Source organism: Erwinia sp. 2186, from assembly GCF_057812255.1.
Genome location: NZ_CM173824.1, coordinates 3,965,486 through 3,986,317, shown reverse-complemented (window position 1 = coordinate 3,986,317; position 20,832 = coordinate 3,965,486). Strand labels below are relative to the sequence as shown.

The 20,832-nt window shown below is 56.1% G+C and carries 17 protein-coding genes; 15 read left to right on the top strand and 2 right to left on the bottom strand.

Features of this window, described 5'->3' with window-relative positions; translation table 11 throughout:
* The 13 genes from ACXKZG_RS18685 to lpxC all read left to right on the top strand — a co-directional run bounded on the left by ACXKZG_RS18685 (position 1) and on the right by lpxC (position 16,063).
* On the top strand, positions 1–1,770 hold the full coding sequence (locus tag ACXKZG_RS18685; protein WP_013200750.1) for a peptidoglycan glycosyltransferase FtsI: 1,770 nt from the start codon (positions 1–3) through the stop codon (positions 1,768–1,770).
* Positions 1,757–3,244: a UDP-N-acetylmuramoyl-L-alanyl-D-glutamate--2,6-diaminopimelate ligase gene (gene murE, locus ACXKZG_RS18680; RefSeq protein ID WP_488875256.1), complete on the top strand. Its 1,488-nt coding sequence runs from the start codon at positions 1,757–1,759 to the stop codon at positions 3,242–3,244. Before ACXKZG_RS18685 ends, murE begins: the two co-directional genes overlap by 14 nt.
* Complete coding sequence (gene murF, locus ACXKZG_RS18675) at positions 3,241–4,602, top strand: UDP-N-acetylmuramoyl-tripeptide--D-alanyl-D-alanine ligase (RefSeq protein ID WP_488875255.1); 1,362 nt, start codon at positions 3,241–3,243, stop codon at positions 4,600–4,602. The genes murE and murF overlap by 4 nt, the downstream gene beginning before the upstream one ends.
* Positions 4,596–5,678, top strand: coding sequence for a phospho-N-acetylmuramoyl-pentapeptide-transferase (gene mraY, locus ACXKZG_RS18670; protein WP_013200753.1), 1,083 nt, complete (start codon positions 4,596–4,598; stop codon positions 5,676–5,678). The genes murF and mraY overlap by 7 nt, the downstream gene beginning before the upstream one ends.
* A gap of 2 nt (positions 5,679–5,680) precedes the next feature.
* A complete protein-coding gene (murD, locus tag ACXKZG_RS18665; protein WP_488875254.1) occupies positions 5,681–6,997 on the top strand; it encodes a UDP-N-acetylmuramoyl-L-alanine--D-glutamate ligase in 1,317 nt (438 codons plus the stop codon).
* Positions 6,997–8,211, top strand: coding sequence for a cell division protein FtsW (gene ftsW / locus ACXKZG_RS18660; protein WP_013200755.1), 1,215 nt, complete (start codon positions 6,997–6,999; stop codon positions 8,209–8,211). Before murD ends, ftsW begins: the two co-directional genes overlap by 1 nt.
* On the top strand, positions 8,208–9,266 hold the full coding sequence (gene murG, locus ACXKZG_RS18655; RefSeq protein WP_013200756.1) for an undecaprenyldiphospho-muramoylpentapeptide beta-N-acetylglucosaminyltransferase: 1,059 nt from the start codon (positions 8,208–8,210) through the stop codon (positions 9,264–9,266). Before ftsW ends, murG begins: the two co-directional genes overlap by 4 nt.
* A 67-nt stretch (positions 9,267–9,333) precedes the next feature.
* The gene (gene murC, locus ACXKZG_RS18650) at positions 9,334–10,809 is read left to right on the top strand and encodes a UDP-N-acetylmuramate--L-alanine ligase (protein ID WP_013200757.1); all 1,476 of its coding nucleotides are present in this window, start codon (positions 9,334–9,336) and stop codon (positions 10,807–10,809) included.
* Positions 10,802–11,722 carry a D-alanine--D-alanine ligase gene (locus tag ACXKZG_RS18645; RefSeq protein WP_338571207.1) on the top strand — a complete coding sequence of 307 codons (921 nt, stop codon included), beginning with the start codon at positions 10,802–10,804 and terminating at the stop codon, positions 11,720–11,722. The genes murC and ACXKZG_RS18645 overlap by 8 nt, the downstream gene beginning before the upstream one ends.
* A gap of 1 nt (position 11,723) precedes the next feature.
* Positions 11,724–12,563: a cell division protein FtsQ gene (gene ftsQ, locus ACXKZG_RS18640; protein ID WP_013200759.1), complete on the top strand. Its 840-nt coding sequence runs from the start codon at positions 11,724–11,726 to the stop codon at positions 12,561–12,563.
* Positions 12,560–13,816: a cell division protein FtsA gene (ftsA, locus tag ACXKZG_RS18635; protein ID WP_013200760.1), complete on the top strand. Its 1,257-nt coding sequence runs from the start codon at positions 12,560–12,562 to the stop codon at positions 13,814–13,816. Before ftsQ ends, ftsA begins: the two co-directional genes overlap by 4 nt.
* 70 nt (positions 13,817–13,886) lie before the next feature.
* Positions 13,887–15,044 carry a cell division protein FtsZ gene (gene ftsZ, locus ACXKZG_RS18630; RefSeq protein WP_013200761.1) on the top strand — a complete coding sequence of 386 codons (1,158 nt, stop codon included), beginning with the start codon at positions 13,887–13,889 and terminating at the stop codon, positions 15,042–15,044.
* Between the two features lie 101 nt (positions 15,045–15,145).
* Positions 15,146–16,063: a UDP-3-O-acyl-N-acetylglucosamine deacetylase gene (gene lpxC, locus ACXKZG_RS18625; protein ID WP_053145520.1), complete on the top strand. Its 918-nt coding sequence runs from the start codon at positions 15,146–15,148 to the stop codon at positions 16,061–16,063.
* 8 nt (positions 16,064–16,071) lie between these two features.
* Here the strand turns inward: lpxC and ACXKZG_RS18620 are convergent, their stop codons facing one another.
* Positions 16,072–16,587 carry a DUF721 domain-containing protein gene (locus ACXKZG_RS18620; protein WP_013200763.1) on the bottom strand — a complete coding sequence of 172 codons (516 nt, stop codon included), beginning with the start codon at positions 16,585–16,587 and terminating at the stop codon, positions 16,072–16,074.
* A gap of 20 nt (positions 16,588–16,607) precedes the next feature.
* On the opposite strand from ACXKZG_RS18620, the gene secM reads away from it, so the two are divergent.
* A complete protein-coding gene (gene secM / locus ACXKZG_RS18615) occupies positions 16,608–17,108 on the top strand; it encodes a secA translation cis-regulator SecM (protein ID WP_053140249.1) in 501 nt (166 codons plus the stop codon).
* 76 nt (positions 17,109–17,184) lie between these two features.
* Positions 17,185–19,890 (top strand): preprotein translocase subunit SecA, encoded by a 2,706-nt coding sequence (gene secA / locus ACXKZG_RS18610; RefSeq protein WP_013200765.1) that lies wholly within the window; start codon positions 17,185–17,187, stop codon positions 19,888–19,890.
* A gap of 50 nt (positions 19,891–19,940) precedes the next feature.
* Here secA and ACXKZG_RS18605 read toward each other — a convergent pair whose 3' ends face one another.
* Complete coding sequence (locus tag ACXKZG_RS18605) at positions 19,941–20,636, bottom strand: prepilin peptidase (protein ID WP_134823480.1); 696 nt, start codon at positions 20,634–20,636, stop codon at positions 19,941–19,943.
* Between the last annotated feature and the right edge of the window lie 196 nt (positions 20,637–20,832).

Genomic DNA, 20,832 nt, shown 5'->3' with positions numbered 1-20,832 from the left:
ATGAAAGCCGCAAGCAACAAGAAGGTTAAACGCAGCGAGAATCCGGCCAGCTTTGTAAGCTGGCGTTTTGCGTTGTTGTGCGGCTGCATTTTCCTTGGCCTGGTCTTCCTGCTCTCACGTGTGGCTTATCTGCAGGTGATCAACCCGGACAAGCTGGTGCGCGAAGGCGATATGCGTTCGCTTCGCGTGCAGGCGGTGCCAACGTCTCGCGGCATGATTACCGACCGCGCCGGACGCCCTCTGGCGGTCAGCGTGCCGGTCAATGCTATCTGGGCTGACCCGAAAGAACTTCACGATAAGGGCGGTATTACTCTTGATAGCCGCTGGAAAGCGCTGTCGGATGCCCTGTCCATTCCGCTGGACCAGCTTGCCGCCCGAGTCAACGCCAATCCGAAAGGCCGCTTCGTCTATCTGGCGCGCCAGGTCAATCCTGCCATTGGCGATTACATCAAAAAACTGAAGCTGCCCGGCATCTTCCTGCGCGAAGAGTCACGCCGTTACTATCCGGCAGGCCAGGTCACCTCGCACCTGATCGGTTTTACCAATATTGATGGCCAGGGGATTGAGGGCGTTGAGAAAAGCTTCGATAAATGGCTGACCGGCCAACCGGGTGAGCGAACGGTGCGTAAAGACCGTCACGGCCGCGTGATTGAAGACATCTCCTCGGTCGACAGTCGTGCTGCGCATAATCTCGCGCTGAGCATCGACGAACGTTTACAGGCGCTGGTCTATCGCGAACTCAACAACGCGGTGGCCTTCAATAAAGCCGAGTCCGGCACCGCAGTGCTGGTTGATGTCAACACCGGCGAAGTGCTGGCAATGGCGAACAGCCCGGCTTACAACCCCAATAATCTCACTGGCACCACCAAAGACGTGATGCGTAACCGCGCCATCACCGACATCTTTGAACCGGGTTCTACCGTGAAACCGATGGTGGTGATGACCGCGCTGCAACGTGGCGTGGTGAAAGAAAACAGCGTGCTGAATACCGTTCCGTATCGCGTCAATGGCCATGAAATCAAAGACGTGGCGCGCTACAACGAACTGACCCTGACCGGGGTTCTGCAGAAATCGAGTAACGTCGGTGTTTCAAAGCTGGCGTTAGCGATGCCATCCTCAGCGTTAGTAGATACTTACGCACGCTTTGGATTGGGTAAGGCGACCAATTTGGGGTTGGTCGGAGAAAGCAGTGGCTTATATCCTCAAAAACAACGGTGGTCTGACATAGAGAGGGCCACCTTCTCTTTCGGCTACGGGCTAATGGTAACGCCGTTACAGTTAGCGCGAGTCTACTCAACGATTGGCAGTTATGGCGTTCTGCGCCCGCTGTCTATTACCAAAGTTGATCCGCCGGTGGCGGGTGAACGCGTCTTCCCTGAAGAGCTGGTCCGCACCGTCATGCATATGATGGAGAGCGTTGCTCTGCCGGGCGGCGGCGGCGTGAAGGCCGCCATCAAGGGCTATCGTATCGCCATTAAAACGGGTACCGCGAAGAAAGTCGGGCCGGATGGCGGATACGTTAACAAGTACATCGCTTATACCGCAGGTGTTGCACCTGCAAGCCGTCCTCGTTTTGCGCTGGTTGTGGTGATTAACGATCCACAGGGTGGCAAATATTACGGTGGTGCAGTTTCTGCACCGGTGTTTGGCGCGATCATGGGCGGCGTACTGCGCACCATGAATATTGAACCGGATGCGCTGCCACCGACACCGACGGAAAAAACCGAGATGGTAGAGAACAGAAGAGAGGGATCCAGTGACCGATCGTAGTTTGCGCGACTTACTGGCCCCGTGGGTGCCTGGAGCACCTGAGCGGGCGCTGCATGAAATGATCCTGGACAGCCGCGAGGCTGCGTCCGGCGATCTGTTCGTCGCGATTAAAGGTCATGCGGCCGATGGTCGCCGCTTTATTCCACAAGCTATCGCCCAGGGCGTTGCCGCAGTGATAGCCGATGCAGAGGGTGAAGCTGAAGATGGCGACATCACCGAAATGCACGGCGTGCCGGTGATTTATCTCGCACAGCTTTCGCAGCGTTTATCGGCGCTGGCCGGACGCTTCTACCAGCAGCCGGGCGATAAGCTCCGTCTGATTGGTGTGACCGGCACCAACGGTAAGACCACGACGACGCAACTGCTGGCGCAATGGGGCCAGTTACTGGGTGAAACCGGGGCGGTGATGGGTACCGTGGGCAATGGCCTGTACGGCCATCTTGTTCCGGCAGAAAACACCACCGGTTCTGCGGTTGAGGTTCAGCAAACGTTGCACTCACTGGTCGAGCAGGGCGCGACGCTGGCGGCGATGGAGATCTCTTCGCACGGTCTGGTACAGCATCGCGTTGCGGCACTGCCTTTCGCCGCGGCCGCTTTCACCAATCTGAGCCGTGACCACCTTGATTATCATGGTGATATGGCGCGCTACGAAGCCGCGAAATGGCTGCTGTTCTCTGAACATCAGGTCGGCCAGATCATCGTCAATGCCGATGATGAAGTCGGTCGCCGCTGGTTGCAGAAGCTGCCGGATGCGGTCGCGGTCACCATGGAAGACAACATTGATCCCGGCTGCCATGGCCGCTGGCTGCAGGCGACAGAAGTCGATTACCACGACAACGGCGCTAAAATCCGCTTCGATTCCAGCTGGGGCGAAGGGGAAATTGAGAGCCGCCTGATGGGCGCGTTCAACGTCAGTAACCTGCTGGTAGCGTTAGGCACGCTGCTGGCGCTGGGTTATCCGCTGGATTCGCTGATTGCCACCGGCAATCAACTGCAGCCGGTGACGGGCCGTATGGAAGTGTTTAGTGCACCAGGCAAGCCGACGGTGGTGGTGGATTATGCCCACACGCCGGATGCATTGGAAAAGGCGCTGGAAGCCGCGCGTCTGCACTGTACAGGCAAACTGTGGTGCGTCTTTGGCTGCGGCGGCGATCGTGACAAAGGTAAGCGCCCACTTATGGGTGCTATCGCCGAGCAATTCTCTGACGTGGTGGTGATCACCGATGACAATCCGCGCAGCGAAGATCCTGCAGCTATCGTCGCCGATGTGCTGAGCGGGCTGCTGGATGCCGGTCGCGCTCGCGTTATGCCAGGACGCGCGCAAGCGGTCACTAACACGGTGATGCAGGCGCAGGACGGCGACATCGTGCTGGTAGCCGGCAAAGGCCACGAAGATTATCAGATAGTTGGCAACCGCCGACTGGACTACTCAGACCGCATTACGGTCGCCCGTCTGCTGGGAGTGATCGCATGATTACACTGACTCTGCAAAAGCTGGCCGACTTAACTGGCGGCAAACTGTTCGGTGGTGACCTGTCCGTCGATGAAGTCACCACCGACACTCGCAAAGTCAGCGCGGGTTGCCTGTTCATCGCCCTACAGGGTGAACGTTTTGATGCCCATGACTTTGTGGGGGAGGCGATGGCAGCCGGTGCATCCGCACTTTTGGTTAGTAAGCACTTAACTGTGGCTGTGCCTCAGGTCGTGGTGGCTGATACCCGCATCGCGCTGGGTCAGCTGGCCGGCTGGGTGCGTCAGCAATCCACCGCGCGCGTGGTGGCTCTGACCGGATCCTCAGGTAAAACCTCGGTGAAAGAGATGACGGCCGCCATTCTTCGTGAATGTGGCGAGACGCTCTATACCGCAGGAAACCTGAATAATGATATCGGGGTGCCCCTGACCCTGTTGCGCCTGAATGCCTCGCATCAATATGCAGTCGTCGAGCTGGGTGCCAATCATCAGGGCGAAATTGCCTACACCACAGAAATTACCCGTCCAGAAACGGCGCTGGTGAATAACCTGGCGGCCGCGCACCTGGAAGGATTTGGATCGCTGGCGGGTGTGGCTAAAGCCAAAGGCGAAATTTTCCAGGGATTGCCAATCAACGGCACGGCGATCCTCAATGCAGACAGCAATGACTGGCCGCACTGGCAGCACTCCCTGCACAGCAAAACGGTCTGGCGTTTTTCCTCCGCGCCGCAAGCTGACAGCGACTTCTCCGCGACCGACGTTAAGGTCACCAGCAGCGGTACGCACTTCGTGATGATCACGCCTGCTGGCAGCATCGCCATTCAGCTCCCGCTGCCGGGACGCCACAATATTGCCAATGCGCTGGCCGCTGCGGCACTGGCATTGTCGGTCGATGCCCCATTAAGCGCTATCCAGAAAGGATTAAGCCATCTTCAGGCCGTACCGGGACGTTTATATCCGGTAGCGCTGGCTGAGAACAAACTGCTGCTGGATGACAGTTACAACGCCAACGTCGGTTCAATGACGGCTGCCGCACAGGTGCTGTCCGAGATGCCGGGTTACCGCGTGATGGTGGTAGGCGATATGGGCGAGCTGGGCGATGAGGCAGAAGAGTGCCACCGCGAAGTGGGCGAAGCCGCACGGCTGGCAGGAATCGATAAAGTTCTGAGCGTTGGCAAGATGAGTCACCTTATCAGTGAAGCCAGCGGCGCAGGAGAGCATTTACAAGACAAGGCGGCCGTTACGGCACGTCTGCAGACGCTGCTCGCTGAGCATGGCGTCATCACTATTTTAGTCAAAGGTTCGCGTAGTGCCGCCATGGAGCAGGTAGTACAGAGCTTACAGGAGAAAGGAACATGCTAGTCTGGCTGGCCGAACATTTGGTCACTTTTTATTCTGGCTTCAACGTCTTTTCCTATCTGACGTTTCGCGCCATTGTCAGCCTGCTGACCGCCCTGTTTATCTCTTTGTGGATGGGGCCGAAAATGATCGCCCGTCTGCAGGAAATGTCCTTTGGTCAGGTCGTCCGTAACGACGGTCCGGAATCACACTTCAGCAAACGCGGCACGCCGACGATGGGCGGGGTGATGATCCTGTTCTCCATCACCGTATCCGTGCTGATGTGGGCTTATCCTTCTAACCCGTACGTCTGGTGCGTGCTGGTGGTATTAGTCGGCTTCGGCATCATCGGATTTGTCGACGACTACCGCAAAGTGGTGCGTAAAGATACCAAAGGGCTGATCGCCCGCTGGAAATACTTCTGGATGTCGGTGATCTCGCTGGGTGTCGCCTTCGGGTTGTACATCGCCGGTAAAGGGACGCCAGCCACTGAGTTAGTGGTGCCGTTCTTCAAAGACATCATGCCGCAGCTGGGCCTGTTCTATGTGGTGCTGGCGTACTTCGTGATTGTCGGCACCGGCAACGCCGTTAACCTGACCGATGGTCTCGATGGCCTGGCCATTATGCCGACCGTGTTTGTCGCCGCCGGTTTTGCGCTGGTCGCCTGGGCAACGGGTAACGTCAAGTTTGCTGAATACCTGCACATCCCCTATCTGCGCCATGCCGGCGAGCTGGTGATCGTTTGTACGGCGATCGTCGGAGCCGGTCTGGGTTTCCTGTGGTTCAACACCTATCCGGCGCAGGTCTTTATGGGCGATGTCGGCTCTCTGGCGTTGGGCGGCGCGCTGGGCACCATTGCCGTGCTGCTGCGTCAGGAATTCCTGCTGGTGATCATGGGCGGCGTGTTTGTGGTTGAAACCCTGTCGGTGATCCTGCAGGTGGGTTCCTTCAAATTACGCGGTCAGCGCATTTTCCGTATGGCGCCGATCCACCATCATTACGAACTTAAAGGCTGGCCGGAGCCGCGCGTGATTGTGCGCTTCTGGATTATTTCTCTGATGCTGGTGCTGATTGGCCTGGCAACACTGAAGGTGCGGTAACAATGGCTGACTATCAGGGTAAAAAAGTGGTCATTATCGGGTTGGGCCTGACCGGGCTCTCCTGTGTTGATTTCTTTTTAGCGCGCGGCGTGACGCCACGCGTGATGGATACCCGTGTCGCCCCGCCGGGCCTCGATAAACTGCCCGCCAGCGTTGAGCGCTGGTTGGGTTCGCTGAATGACAGCTGGTTGCAGGCCGCTGATTTGATCGTTGCCAGCCCGGGTATGGCGTTGGCGCATCCGTCGTTAATGGATGCCGCGCAAGCGGGTGTGGAAATCATCGGGGATATCGAGCTGTTCTGCCGTGAAGCCCAGGCGCCGATCGTGGCGATCACCGGCTCCAATGGCAAAAGTACCGTGACCACCTTAGTGGGCGATATGGCGAAGGCGGCCGGGTGGCAGGTTGGCGTGGGAGGCAATATTGGTTTGCCTGCGCTGATGCTGCTGGAGCAACCGGCTCAACTGTATGTGCTGGAGCTGTCGAGCTTCCAGCTGGAAACAACCGCAAGCCTGAAGGCCGCCGCGGCAACGATCCTCAATGTTACTGAAGATCATATGGATCGCTATCCGTTAGGCATGCAGCAGTACCGTGCCGCCAAACTGCGCGTCTATGAAAACGCTGCCGTCTGCGTGGTCAACGCCGATGATGCGATGACCTTCCCGGTCCGTGGACGGGATGCGCGCTGCGTCAGCTTTGGCATCAACGCCGGCGATTATCACCTCGCAACGGAATCAGGCGAGAGCTGGCTGAACGTGAAGGGTGTCAACCTGATGAAAACCAGCGACATGACGCTGGTTGGACAGCATAACCAGACCAATGCGCTGGCTGCGCTGGCACTGGCTGAGGCCGTTGGTCTGCCGCTGGCATCCAGCCTGAAAGCCTTAACCACCTTTAGCGGGCTGGCGCACCGCTTCCAGATTGCGCTGGATCGTAACGGCGTGCGCTGGATTAACGACTCTAAAGCCACCAACGTCGGCAGTACTGAAGCGGCGTTGAACGGACTGCAGGTGCAGGGCACCTTGTGGCTGCTGCTGGGTGGCGATGGCAAGTCGGCTGATTTCAGCCCGCTGACCCGCTACCTGCAGGGCGATAACGTCCGCACTTACTGCTTTGGTCGTGATGCGCAAGCGCTGGCTGAACTGCGTCCTGAAATCGCCGTACGCACAGAAACGCTGGCAGACGCGATGAAGCAGATCGCCACGCAGGTCAAGCCGGGCGATATGGTGCTGCTTTCCCCAGCCTGCGCCAGCCTGGACCAGTTTAAAAACTTCGAGCAGCGCGGCGACGCGTTCACTCAACTGGCAAAGGAGCTTGGCTGATGCGTTTACCAGGATTAAGCCTTGCCGGTGGCGTCACGAATCGTCTGAAAGATTGGGTGATGGGCCCACGCGAGAGCGACGCCAGCTCGATGGTTCTTTATGATCGCACGCTGCTGTGGCTGACCATCGGTCTGGCGATCATTGGATTTGTGATGGTGACCTCGGCGTCAATGCCGGTCGGTCAGCGTTTGTCTGACGATCCGTTCTACTTTGCCAAGCGTGATGCGTTCTATATTGCGCTGGCGGTCGGCATGGCGCTGGTAACGCTGCGCGTGCCGATGGATTTCTGGCAGCGTTACAGCAACATCATGCTGCTGGTGACGGTGGTGATGCTGTTAGTGGTGCTGGTGGTGGGCAGCTCGGTCAACGGCGCCTCACGCTGGATTGCATTGGGTCCGCTGCGTATTCAGCCCGCAGAGCTCTCCAAGCTGTCGTTATTCTGCTACCTGGCAAGCTATCTGGTGCGCAAGGTGGAAGAGGTGCGTAACAACTTCTGGGGCTTCTGTAAGCCGATGGGCGTGATGGTGGTGCTGGCGGTGTTACTGCTGGCTCAGCCTGACCTGGGTACGGTGGTGGTGCTCTTCGTCACCACGCTGGCGATGCTGTTCCTCGCCGGGGCCAAACTCTGGCAGTTCCTGGCGATCATCGGCTCCGGTATTTTCGCGGTTTGCCTGCTGATTGTGGCCGAACCGTACCGTATGCGCCGCGTCACGTCCTTCTGGAATCCCTGGGAAGATCCGTTCGGCAGCGGCTACCAGCTGACCCAGTCTCTGATGGCTTTTGGTCGTGGGGAATTCTGGGGCCAGGGGCTGGGAAATTCAGTGCAGAAACTGGAATATCTGCCGGAGGCACATACCGATTTTATCTTCTCCATAATCGGTGAGGAACTGGGTTATATCGGTGTGGTTTTAGCCCTGTTAATGGTATTCTTCGTCGCTTTTCGCGCGATGTCCATTGGTCGTCGTGCGCTTGAGCTTGACCAGCGTTTTTCCGGCTTCCTTGGGTGCTCGATTGGCGTGTGGTTCAGCTTCCAGGCGCTGGTTAACGTTGGCGCTGCAGCGGGCATGTTACCGACCAAAGGTCTGACGTTGCCGCTGATCAGTTACGGTGGTTCGAGTCTGATCATCATGTCGACCGCCATCGTGTTTTTGTTACGTATTGATTATGAAACGCGTCTGGCAAAAGCGCAGGCGTTTACGCGGGGTAGTCGATGAAAGGGAAGCGACTGATGGTCATGGCTGGCGGAACCGGTGGGCACGTTTTCCCCGGGCTGGCGGTTGCGCATCATCTGATGGATCAGGGCTGGCAGGTTCGCTGGTTGGGCACGGCGGATCGTATGGAAGCCGATTTGGTTCCTAAGCACGGCATCGACATCGATTTTATCCGGATCTCCGGCCTGCGCGGTAAAGGCCTGAAGGCGCAGCTCACCGCGCCACTGCGTATTTTCAACGCGGTGCGTCAGGCCAGAGCCATCATGAAGGCCTACAAGCCGGATGTGGTGCTGGGGATGGGCGGCTACGTTTCCGGTCCGGGTGGCTTAGCGGCCTGGAGCTGCGGCATCCCGGTGGTGCTGCATGAGCAGAACGGTATTGCCGGCCTGACCAACAAATGGCTGGCGAAAATTGCCAAAAAGGTGATGCAGGCATTCCCCGGCGCATTCCCCAATGCGGACGTTGTTGGCAACCCGGTGCGTACCGATGTGCTGGCGCTGCCGTTACCGGCTGAACGTCTGGCCAACCGCAGCGGCCCAATCCGCGTGCTGATCATCGGCGGAAGCCAGGGCGCGCGGGTGCTGAACCAGACCATGCCTCAGGTTGCGGCGCTGTTGGGTGACTCAGTTACCCTCTGGCACCAGGTAGGGAAGGGCGCTTTGGAAGGCGTGAATCAGGTTTATGAGCAGTTGAACCTGACGCAGCATAAAGTCACCGAATTTATCGACGATATGGCTGCGGCCTACGCCTGGGCAGACGTCGTCGTTTGCCGTTCAGGTGCGCTGACGGTCAGTGAAGTCGCCGCCGCAGGCTTACCGGCGATTTTTGTACCGTTTCAGCATAAAGACCGCCAGCAGTACTGGAATGCGATACCGCTGGAGCAGGCGGGCGCCGCCAAAATTTATGAACAGCCGCAGTTTACTGCGGAGGGTGTGGCAGACACGCTGGCCCGTTGGGATCGACCGACTTTACTGCAAATGGCAGAAAAAGCGCGTGCCGTAGCGATCCCCGATGCGACCGACCGGGTTGCAGCGGAAGTCAGTAAAGCTGCGCTTTAACAGAATTTCAGGCCCGGAGCATTCCGGTCCGCAACACGATACTGAAAGGTAGCGACAGGCAGAAGAGATGAATACACAACAACTGGCAAAACTGCGTTCCATAGTGCCCGAGATGCGTCGCGTCCGGCACATTCACTTTGTTGGCATCGGTGGTGCTGGCATGGGCGGTATTGCCGAAGTGTTGGCCAATGAAGGGTATGAAATCAGTGGTTCCGACCTGGCGCCGAATGCGGTGACTCAGCATCTGAGCAACCTGGGTGCGACCATTTATTTCAACCATCGCCCTGAGAACGTCAGTGACGCCAGCGTAGTGGTGGTGTCTACCGCGGTGTCTCAGGATAACCCTGAAGTCGTTGCCGCGCGCGAAGCGCGTATCCCGGTGATCCGCCGTGCAGAAATGCTGGCTGAACTGATGCGTTACCGCCACGGCATCGCCGTTGCCGGCACGCACGGTAAAACCACCACCACCGCGATGGTTTCGAGCATTTATGCGGAAGGCGGACTGGATCCGACTTTCGTCAACGGTGGCCTGGTCAAAGCCGCCGGCACACACGCCCGTCTGGGAAGCAGCCGTTATCTGATTGCTGAAGCCGACGAGAGCGATGCCTCCTTCCTGCATTTGCAGCCGATGGTGGCTATTGTGACCAATATCGAAGCCGACCATATGGATACTTACCATGGCGACTTTGAGAACCTGAAACAGACGTTCGTGAACTTCCTGCACAATCTGCCGTTTTATGGCCGTGCGGTGTTGTGCATTGACGATGCGGTGATCCGCGAGTTGATCCCGCGTATCAGCCGCCATATCACCACCTACGGCTTCAGCGAGGATGCTGACGTCCGGGTAGAAAATTACCAGCAGAATGGCGCTCAGGGACATTTCACCCTGGTCCGTCATGACAAGCCGTTGATGCACGTGACCCTTAATGCGCCGGGCCGTCATAACGCGCTGAATGCGGCGGCAGCGGTTGCGGTGGCAACCGAAGAAGGCATCGAAGATGCAGAGATCCTCAGTGCGCTGGAGAGCTTCCAGGGCACGGGACGCCGCTTTGACTTCCTGGGGGAATACCCCGTGCAGGCGGCCAACGGCACTGCCGGTACGGCGATGCTGGTTGATGATTACGGCCACCATCCGACCGAAGTGGATGTCACCATTAAAGCCGCCCGTGCGGGCTGGCCGGACAAGCAGCTGGTGATGGTGTTCCAGCCGCACCGCTATTCACGTACGCGTGATTTGTATGACGATTTCGCTAACGTGCTGTCTCAGGTCGATGTGTTGCTGATGCTGGATGTCTATCCGGCCGGTGAAGCACCGATCCCCGGCGCGGACAGCCGTTCACTCTGTCGCACCATTCGTGGCCGTGGCAAAGTGGATCCAATCCTGGTCTCTGACCACGATGCGGTGCTCGATATGCTGGCACCAAAACTGTCCGGCAACGATTTAATCCTGATTCAGGGTGCAGGCAACGTCGGCCGTATTGCCCGCACGCTGTCAGAGCAAAAGTTACAACTGCAGAATAAAGAAGGGGAACATCATGGCTGAGAAAGTAGCGGTATTGCTGGGTGGCACCTCTGCGGAGCGAGAAGTCTCGCTGATGTCAGGTAATGCAGTGCTGGCCGGGCTGATTGAAGCCGGTATTGATGCACATGCGGTAGATATCCGTGATTTCCCGGTGATGCGCCTGAAAGAAGAGGGTTTTGATAAAGCCTTCATCGCGCTGCACGGTCGCGGTGGCGAAGACGGCACGCTGCAGGGCGTGCTGGAGTTCCTGTCCATCCCTTACACCGGCAGCGGCGTAATGGCGTCGGCCATTACCATGGACAAATTGCGTACCAAGTTCCTCTGGCAGGGCTGCGGTCTTCCGATCTCTCCTTATGTGGCGCTGACCCGTAATGAAATGGACGCCGGACTGACGCCGGAGACGGAAGCAAAAATCGCTGCGCTGGGCCTGCCGGTTTTCGTAAAACCGAGTTGTGAAGGTTCCAGCGTTGGCATCAGCCGGGTGAACAGCGCTGACACGCTTCAGGCTGCGCTGGTTGAAGCGTTCCGCCATGACGACGATGTGCTGGTCGAAGCGTTTTTAAGCGGCCCGGAATACACCGTAGCGGTGATTGGCGATGAAATATTGCCTTCAATACGCATAAAGGTGGTTTCTGAGTTCTATGACTATGAAGCAAAATACTTTTCTGACGATACTGAATACTTCTGCCCAAGCGGATTGTCTGCTGAACAGGAAGCTGAACTGAGCGATATCGTGATTAAAGCCTGGCGCGCATTAGGCTGTAGCGGCTGGGGCCGTGTTGACGTGATGATGGGCGGCGACGGTCAGTTCTACCTGCTGGAAGTGAACACTTCCCCAGGCATGACCGGGCACAGTCTGGTGCCGATGGCGGGTAAGCAGGCGGGGTTGAGTTTCTCCCAGCTGGTCGCGCGCATTCTGGAGCTGGCGGACTGATATGTCCCAGGCTGCTCTGAATGTTCGAAACCGCGAGGCGCAGGAAAAAGCGCGATCCGGGCGCAGTAATGGCTCCAGACTGGCAGGCATCATCTTTCTGACGATCGTGCTTGGCGTGGTGTTCGCCGCCGGATTTGTGGTGGTGAAGTGGATGGATGATGCCTCAAGGCAACCACTGTCAAAACTGGTGGTGACCGGGCAGACGCACTACACCACCAACGACGATATTCGCCAGGCGATTTTGTCGCTGGGCGCGCCGGGAACGTTTATGTCCCAGGATGTCGACGTCATCCAGCAGCAGATTGAACGTCTGCCGTGGATCCAGCAGGTCAGCGTGCGCAAGCAATGGCCTGACGAGCTGAAGATCCACCTGGTTGAGTATGTGCCCGTTGCGCGCTGGAACGACCTGCATATGGTTGATGCAGACGGAAAGTCATTCTCCGTGCCGGCTAACCACATTGGCAAGGAAGAGATGCCAATGCTGTATGGACCGGAAGGGAGCGAAACAGAAGTGCTGACCGGCTATCACCAGATGAGCGATCTGCTGGCGGCAAGCAAATTTAAATTGAAGGTGGCGTCGATGACCGCAAGGCGGTCCTGGCAACTGGTGTTGAGCGATGATGTCCGGCTGGAACTGGGACGCAACGAAGATATGAAGCGTTTGAAACGTTTCATTCAGCTCTACCCCACGCTGCAGCAGCAGGGACAGGCAGAAAACAAACGTATCACTTACGTGGATCTGCGGTACGACTCTGGCGCGGCAGTAGGATGGGCACCGGCAGAAATTAAGACCCCCGACAATAATCAGCAACAGAATCAGGCACAGGTTAAACAACAATGATCAAGTCGACGGACAGAAAACTGGTAGTTGGACTCGAGATTGGCACCGCGAAGGTTGCCGCTTTGGTAGGGGAAATTCTGCCGGATGGCATGGTCAATATCATTGGCGTGGGCAGCTGTCCTTCCCGCGGAATGGATAAAGGCGGGGTGAACGACCTCGAATCCGTGGTCAAATGTGTTCAGCGCGCGATCGACCAGGCTGAGCTGATGGCTGATTGCCAGATTTCGTCGGTTTACCTTGCATTATCGGGCAAACACATCAGTTGCCAGAACGAAATAGGGATGGTTCCTATTTCCGAAGAGGAAGTGACACAGGAAGATGTGGAGAACGTGGTACACACCGCCAAATCCGTCCGTGTTCGTGACGAGCACCGCATCCTCCATGTTATTCCGCAAGAATATGCGATCGACTATCAGGAAGGGATCAAAAATCCGGTCGGCTTGTCCGGCGTGAGAATGCAGGCCAAAGTGCATTTGATCACCTGTCACAACGATATGGCGAAAAACATTGTAAAAGCCGTTGAACGATGTGGCCTGAAAGTTGACCAATTGATTTTCGCCGGTCTGGCATCCAGCTTTGCGGTGCTGACTGAAGATGAGCGTGAGCTGGGCGTCTGCGTAGTGGACGTTGGCGGCGGCACCATGGATATCGCGGTTTACACCGGTGGCGCGCTGCGTCACACCAAGGTGATCCCGTATGCAGGTAATGTTGTCACCAGCGATATCGCTTATGCGTTTGGCACACCGCCGACCGATGCGGAAGCGATTAAAGTTCGCCACGGTTGCGCGCTGGGTTCCATCGTCGGTAAAGACGAAAACGTCGAAGTGCCAAGCGTCGGTGGACGTCCACCGAGAAGTCTGCAGCGTCAGACGCTGGCAGAGGTGATTGAACCTCGCTACACCGAACTGCTGAATCTGGTCAATGACGAGATCCTGCAGTTGCAGGAACAGCTTCGCCAACAGGGCGTTAAGCACCATCTGGCAGCGGGTATCGTCCTGACCGGTGGCGCAGCACAAATTGAAGGATTAGCGGCTTGCGCCCAGCGTGTGTTCCACACGCAGGTGCGTATCGGACAGCCGTTAAACATCACAGGATTAACGGATTACGCGCAGGAGCCTTACTACTCAACAGCGGTTGGCTTACTGCACTACGGAAAAGAGTCACACCTTAACGGTGAGGCGGATGTAGAAAAAAGAGCCTCAGTGGGCAACTGGTTCAAACGAATCAACAGCTGGCTGAGAAAAGAGTTTTAATTTAGAGAAAAGGGGATCATGCTAGACTTTTTATGATCTCCAGGCGACAGGCACATAACGGAGAGAAATTATGTTTGAACCAATGGAATTAACCAATGACGCGGTGATTAAAGTCATCGGCGTCGGCGGCGGCGGCGGCAACGCCGTAGAGCATATGGTGCGTGAGCGCATCGAAGGCGTTGAGTTCTTCGCAGTAAACACGGACGCGCAGGCGTTACGTAAGACTGCGGTTGGCCAGACTATCCAGATTGGTAATGGTATTACCAAAGGTCTGGGTGCCGGCGCGAACCCGGAAGTGGGTCGCAACTCGGCAGAAGAAGACCGTGAAGCACTGCGTCAGGCACTTGATGGTGCAGACATGGTGTTCATCGCTGCAGGCATGGGCGGCGGTACCGGTACCGGTGCAGCGCCAGTTGTCGCTGAAGTTGCAAAAGAATTGGGTATCCTGACGGTTGCTGTGGTGACCAAGCCTTTCAATTTTGAAGGCAAGAAGCGCATGGCATTCGCCGAGCAGGGTATCGCTGAGCTGTCCAAGCATGTCGATTCACTGATTACTATTCCAAACGACAAGCTGCTGAAAGTGCTCGGCCGTGGTATCTCACTGCTAGACGCGTTTGGCGCAGCGAATGACGTGCTGAAAGGCGCGGTGCAGGGTATTGCCGAACTGATTACCCGTCCTGGCCTGATGAACGTCGACTTTGCTGACGTGCGCACCGTGATGTCCGAAATGGGCTACGCGATGATGGGTTCTGGCGTGGCGTGCGGTGAAGACCGTGCAGAAGAAGCAGCCGAAATGGCGATTTCCAGCCCACTGCTGGAAGATATCGACCTGTCTGGCGCGCGTGGTGTGCTGGTTAACATCACCGCGGGCTTCGACCTGCGTCTCGATGAGTTTGAAACGGTGGGTAACACCATTCGTGCGTTTGCTTCTGACAATGCGACCGTGGTTATCGGTACCTCGCTGGACCCGGAAATGAACGACGAACTGCGCGTAACCGTCGTGGCTACCGGTATTGGCATGGACAAGCGTCCAGAGATTACCCTGGTCACCAACAAGCAGCAGCAGACTCAGCCAGTGATGGATCACCGTTACCAGCAGCACGGTATGGCACCGCTTCCTCAGGAGCAGAAACCCGCCGCTAAAGTGGTCAACGATCCGAGCACGCAGACTAACAAAGAGCCTGATTATCTTGATATTCCAGCCTTCCTGCGTAAGCAGGCGGATTAGGAATTTCCTGAGAATTGGGATTCTCCGCTCTTTGTGTTAAAATGTTCGCCCGTCAGTAAGTTATACTGGCGGTCGGATGAGTAATTTTGCGAGATAATACGATGATCAAACAACGGACATTAAAACGTATCGTTCAGACGACTGGAGTCGGTTTACATACCGGCAAAAAAGTCACGCTGACGTTGCGCCCCGCGTCGGCTAATACCGGGGTCATCTATCGTCGCACTGACTTGAATCCACCGGTAGATTTCCCGGCTGATGCCAAATCCGTGCGTGATACCATGCTCTGTACTTGCCTGGTTAATGAGCATGACGTGCGTATTTCGACAGTCGAACACCTGAACGCAGCACTTGCGGGTCTGGGCATCGATAACATCGTGGTGGAAGTGAACGCGCCAGAAATTCCTATTATGGATGGCAGCGCCGCCCCCTTTGTTTATCTGCTGATGGACGCAGGCATCGAAGAACTGAATTCTGCGAAGAAATTTGTCCGCATCAAACAGCCAGTCCGGGTTGAAGATGGTGACAAATGGGCCGAATTTACGCCGCACAACGGTTTTAAGTTGGATTTCACCATCGACTTTAACCATCCGGCGATCGATTCCGGTTCACAGCGCTACAGCATGGATTTCTCTGCTGAAGCCTTTGCGCGTCAGATCAGTCGTGCCCGTACGTTCGGCTTTATGCGTGATATCGAAGCATTGCAGTCCCGTGGCCTGTGTCTCGGCGGCAGCTTTGACTGTGCAATCGTGGTGGATGATTACCGCGTATTGAACGAAGACGGTTTACGCTTTGAAGACGAATTCGTCCGTCACAAAATGCTGGATGCCATTGGTGACCTCTTTATGTGTGGCCACAACATTATCGGCGCATTCACTGCCTATAAATCAGGTCATGCATTAAACAACAAGCTGCTTCAGGCGGTTCTGGCTAAGCAAGAAGCCTGGGAATGGGCAACGTTCGAGGACGAAGCCGAGTTGCCAGTGACCTTCAGAGCACCAAATCTGGTGTGGGCATAAAGTCAGCATTACTTATTACGACTGGTTGAGCTGGTACTCTCTCCGGCCAGTGAGGCCAGTCGTTCTATTGTCTTCTTCAGTTTTTCAGAGCCCCGGCTCGCCACACTCCGCAGTATCTCCGCACTCTGTTCACTCAGCTGACGTCCCGGCGAATTTTCTTCTGCTTCAGGTCGACCGCCGCTTTTTTGCACGCTTTCCTGCCCTTTTGCTGCCAGTGAAGGATTTATCGTGATGTCGATTGCCGTCAATGATGGTAATATTTGCGCTCGTAAAGCTGACAGCAGGCTGGATTGTTCATAGCGTAAGCGCATCATCCAACTGGCATTAGCGGTTTCGAGCACCAGAATGCCCTGGCGAAAATTGGCCACGCGGCACCAGGGATGCATCTGCGCAGGAAGAATACCCTGCACGGCCCGGTTCAGTTTGTTTAGCGCAATGGCGCGCTGCTGAATGGATTGCAGCATACCTTTGGCATCGGTGACTTCGAATAAATTTTCAATTGAATGCGGGCGACTATCACGCATAGCAAGCTCCGGCGGAAACAGTGATCGGGATTCTAAATCGTTGGCGACAACTTGGCAGACGTTATTTCTGGCCGCATCTCCTGTTGGGGATGGTCGCGGCTGGTCTTGGCCTGCCTCACGCTGCCAGCGACCGGACAACTTTACCAGAAACCGCCTCCCGAAGCCTGAATATCAGCAATGGCGTGCGTTTCGACAGCCTCGCACTGCTGCAGGAAAGCGTCCGTCGTCCTAATTTTAACGTGGATTACTGGCATCAGCATGCCATCCGCACCGTTATTCGTCATCTCTCCTTCACGCTAACGCCAGCCAATCAGCCCACTGCCGAGCAGGTTATGCCGCTCGAAGTGCAGAAACTGGCGCTGCTGGATACGCTGAACGCCTTACTGACGCACGAAGCCAGACCGCCGACGATCATTCGTCAGACCACTGAGCCTCAGAGCGCAGCAAAACCCCGTTATCAGACCGGCCTGTGGCTTGCTCAGGTTCAGGGCATTCGTGCCGGACCTGCCTCTCTCGCGTAACGTCTACGTTCATTACACCTAACTTATAATTAAGCGCTTCACCACGTCATGTGGTGGCTGAGAGAAAGTATTTACTATGTTAATCAAATTATTAACCAAAGTTTTTGGCAGTAGCAATGACCGCACCCTGCGCCGTATGCGCAAAGTCGTCGATCAGATCACCAAAATGGAACCGGATTTTGAGAAGCTGTCTGATGATGAGCTGAAGGCAAAAACCGTTGAGTTCCGCGCCCGTCTGGCAAAAGGCGAAGTACTGGAAAACCTGATCCCGGAAGCCTTTGCTACCGTTCGTGAAGCCAGTAAGCGTGTATTTGGTATGCGTCACTTCGACGTACAGCTGCTGGGCGGCATGGTACTGAATGACCGTTGCATCGCGGAAATGCGTACTGGTGAGGGTAAAACCCTGACCGCAACGCTGCCAGCTTACCTGAATGCCCTGAGCGGCGAAGGCGTCCACGTGGTCACGGTCAATGACTATCTGGCCTCTCGTGATGCGGAAAACAACCGTGCGCTGTTCGAGTTCCTTGGCCTGAGCATTGGTATCAACCTGCCAGGTATGCCAGCACCGGCCAAGCGTGAAGCGTATGCTGCCGATATCACCTACGGCACCAACAACGAATACGGCTTCGACTACCTGCGTGACAACATGGCCTTCAGCCCTGAAGACCGTGTACAGCGTAAGCTGAACTATGCGCTGGTGGATGAGGTTGACTCCATCCTGATCGATGAAGCCCGTACCCCACTGATCATCTCGGGTCCGGCGGAAGACAGCTCTGAGCTGTATATTAAGGTCAACAAAATCATCCCAAGCCTGATCCGTCAGGAAAAAGAAGATTCCGACAGCTTCCAGGGCGAAGGCCACTTCTCAGTAGATGAGAAAGCCCGCCAGGTTCACCTGACCGAACGGGGTCTGGTGGCGATTGAAGAGCTGATGGTCAGCGAAGGCATCATGGAAGAGGGCGAGTCGCTGTACTCCCCAGGCAACATCATGATGATGCACCATGTGACCGCCGCTCTGCGTTCTCATGTGCTGTTCACCCGCGACGTTGACTACATTGTAAAAGACGGCGAAGTGATCATCGTTGATGAACACACCGGCCGTACCATGCAGGGACGTCGCTGGTCTGACGGTCTGCATCAGGCAATTGAAGCGAAAGAAGGCGTGGAAATCCAGAATGAGAACCAGACTCTGGCTTCCATCACTTTCCAGAACTACTTCCGTCTTTACAACAAACTGGCCGGGATGACCGGTACAGCGGACACCGAAGCGTTCGAATTCAGCTCGATCTATAAGCTGGAAACTATTGTTGTACCAACCAACCGTCCGATGGTGCGTAAAGATCTGGCCGATCTGGTCTATATGACCGAGAAAGAGAAGATCGACGCGATCATCGAAGACATCCGCGAGCGGACCGCGAATGGTCAGCCGGTACTGGTGGGTACCATCTCCATTGAGAAATCCGAAGTGGTTTCTGAGCAGCTTTCACTTGCCAAGATCGAGCACGCGGTACTGAACGCCAAATTCCACGCCCGCGAAGCAGATATCGTAGCGCAGGCTGGTCAGCCGGGTGCCGTCACCATCGCCACCAACATGGCGGGTCGTGGTACGGATATCGTGCTGGGCGGCAGCTGGCAGGCAGAGATTGCTGAACTGGAAAATCCAACCGCAGAACAGATCGACGCGATCAAGAGCGCGTGGAAAATCCGTCATGATGCGGTACTGGCATCGGGCGGTCTGCACATCATTGGTACCGAGCGTCATGAATCACGCCGTATCGATAACCAGTTGCGCGGCCGTTCGGGTCGTCAGGGTGATAACGGTTCATCCCGCTTCTACCTGTCGATGGAAGATGCGTTGATGCGTATTTTCGCCTCCGATCGCGTGTCTAATATGATGCGTAAACTGGGCATGAAGCCTGGCGAAGCGATTGAACACCCGTGGGTGACCAAAGCGATCGCTAACGCCCAGCGGAAAGTGGAAAGCCGTAACTTCGATATTCGTAAGCAGCTGCTGGAATATGATGACGTTGCTAACGATCAGCGTCGTGCGATTTACTCTCAGCGTAATGAACTGCTGGACGTGTCTGACGTTTCAGAAACCATCAGCAGCATCCGCGAAGACGTGTTCAAAACCACGCTGGACACCTTCATTCCACCGCAGTCCCTGGAAGAAATGTGGGATGTGAAAGGTCTGCAAGAGCGTCTGAAAAACGACTTCGATCTGGATATGCCAGTAGCAGAATGGCTGGATAAAGAGCCAGAACTGCATGAAGAGACGCTGCGTGAGCGCATCATGCAACATGCGAAAGAGCAGTATCTGCGCAAAGAAGAAGTGGTTGGCGTCGAGATGATGCGTAACTTCGAGAAAGGCGTCATGCTGCAAACGCTGGATTCCTTGTGGAAAGAGCACCTGGCCGCGATGGATTACCTGCGTCAGGGTATCCACCTGCGTGGTTATGCGCAGAAGGATCCGAAGCAGGAATACAAGCGTGAATCCTTCGCCATGTTTGCTGCGATGCTGGAATCACTGAAATACGAAGTGATCAGTACGCTGTGCAAAGTTCAGGTACGTATGCCTGAAGAAGTTGAAGCAATGGAAGAGCAGCGCCGTGAAGAAGCGGAACGCCTGGCTAGCCAGCAGCAGCTGAGCCACGTTGATGTTGAAACCGAAGCCGCCATCGAGATGGCAGATCAAACCGGCGAGCGTAAAGTTGGCCGTAACGATCTTTGCCCATGTGGTTCTGGTAAAAAATACAAGCAGTGTCACGGTCGTCTTGCTTAACAGCAGACGGTGAGCATAAGAGGGCTGGAGAAGATTCTCCGGCCCTTTTTTTATGCCACAACAGGGTTGCAGATAAACAATAACCAGCCGCTAACTGCCAGCGCCGCGCCAAATGGAAAGGGATCGCGCAATGGACGTCCTGATACCCACTGCATTATGCCTAAAGCAATTAGCGAGGCGAGCGAGGCCATCAGCACCAGTATGGGCAGCCAGTACACCCCGAGCCAGGCACCCAGTGCGGCAAGCAGCTTCGCATCTCCCAGCCCCAGTCCTTCTTTTTTGCAGACCATCCGGTAGCCATATGAAAGTAGCGCCAGCACCGTAAAGCCAGCCGCCGCGCCAAGCACCGCCTCGGTGAGAAGCGCTGAGGAAATCACGCCTGCGACGTTGCCCAGCAATCCCAGCCACAGCAGTGCAAGGGTCAGTACATCGGGAAGCAGCAGATAGCGCAGGTCGATAACGATCAACGCCAGCAGTATCCAGCTTAACAACAGGGAAGCGGGCAGCAGACGGGCGGGGAGCACTGCGGCTACCAGCAATGAAATGCCGCAACAGAGCGTTGGCAGCAGCCAGAAGCCGGGAATATTTTCACGGCTGATCTCGAAGGACACACCCCGTATCTTAGCGGGCAACCAGCCACTCAGTAGCCAGACCAGGCTGCCCATCATCGCGCCGATAAGGCCTGTCGTTAGCCAGACGCCATTTGCCCATAACAGCCCCGATCCCTGTAATGCCTGCACCATCATTTCCCCTCCCTGGTCCCCATGCTTCAGTAGCGTCTGCCGGTACTATACGCCTGAGTTGAGGCCTCAGAAGGTGCACAAGATGATTACATCGCCTTGCAAAGCAGATTTTCGGGCGGGCTCGAAACAGGCGGATTCTGGCTTGCCATTCCCCGTTAACGCTGGAATAGTGGCGAGGTGTAAAGTTTCTCAGAGTGAA

Bases quoted from the DNA above. Each gene is read 5' to 3' on its own strand.
- ACXKZG_RS18685 (WP_013200750.1), top strand. From the start codon at position 1: ATGAAAGCCGCAAGCAACAAGAAGGTTAAACGCAGCGAGAATCCGGCC.
- murF (WP_488875255.1), top strand. From the start codon at position 3,241: ATGATTACACTGACTCTGCAAAAGCTGGCCGACTTAACTGGCGGCAAA.
- mraY (WP_013200753.1), top strand. From the start codon at position 4,596: ATGCTAGTCTGGCTGGCCGAACATTTGGTCACTTTTTATTCTGGCTTC.
- murD (WP_488875254.1), top strand. From the start codon at position 5,681: ATGGCTGACTATCAGGGTAAAAAAGTGGTCATTATCGGGTTGGGCCTG.
- ftsW (WP_013200755.1), top strand. From the start codon at position 6,997: ATGCGTTTACCAGGATTAAGCCTTGCCGGTGGCGTCACGAATCGTCTG.
- murG (WP_013200756.1), top strand. From the start codon at position 8,208: ATGAAAGGGAAGCGACTGATGGTCATGGCTGGCGGAACCGGTGGGCAC.
- murC (WP_013200757.1), top strand. From the start codon at position 9,334: ATGAATACACAACAACTGGCAAAACTGCGTTCCATAGTGCCCGAGATG.
- ACXKZG_RS18645 (WP_338571207.1), top strand. From the start codon at position 10,802: ATGGCTGAGAAAGTAGCGGTATTGCTGGGTGGCACCTCTGCGGAGCGA.
- ftsQ (WP_013200759.1), top strand. From the start codon at position 11,724: ATGTCCCAGGCTGCTCTGAATGTTCGAAACCGCGAGGCGCAGGAAAAA.
- ftsA (WP_013200760.1), top strand. From the start codon at position 12,560: ATGATCAAGTCGACGGACAGAAAACTGGTAGTTGGACTCGAGATTGGC.
- ftsZ (WP_013200761.1), top strand. From the start codon at position 13,887: ATGTTTGAACCAATGGAATTAACCAATGACGCGGTGATTAAAGTCATC.
- lpxC (WP_053145520.1), top strand. From the start codon at position 15,146: ATGATCAAACAACGGACATTAAAACGTATCGTTCAGACGACTGGAGTC.
- ACXKZG_RS18620 (WP_013200763.1), bottom strand. From the start codon at position 16,587: ATGCGTGATAGTCGCCCGCATTCAATTGAAAATTTATTCGAAGTCACC.
- secA (WP_013200765.1), top strand. From the start codon at position 17,185: ATGTTAATCAAATTATTAACCAAAGTTTTTGGCAGTAGCAATGACCGC.
- ACXKZG_RS18605 (WP_134823480.1), bottom strand. From the start codon at position 20,636: ATGATGGTGCAGGCATTACAGGGATCGGGGCTGTTATGGGCAAATGGC.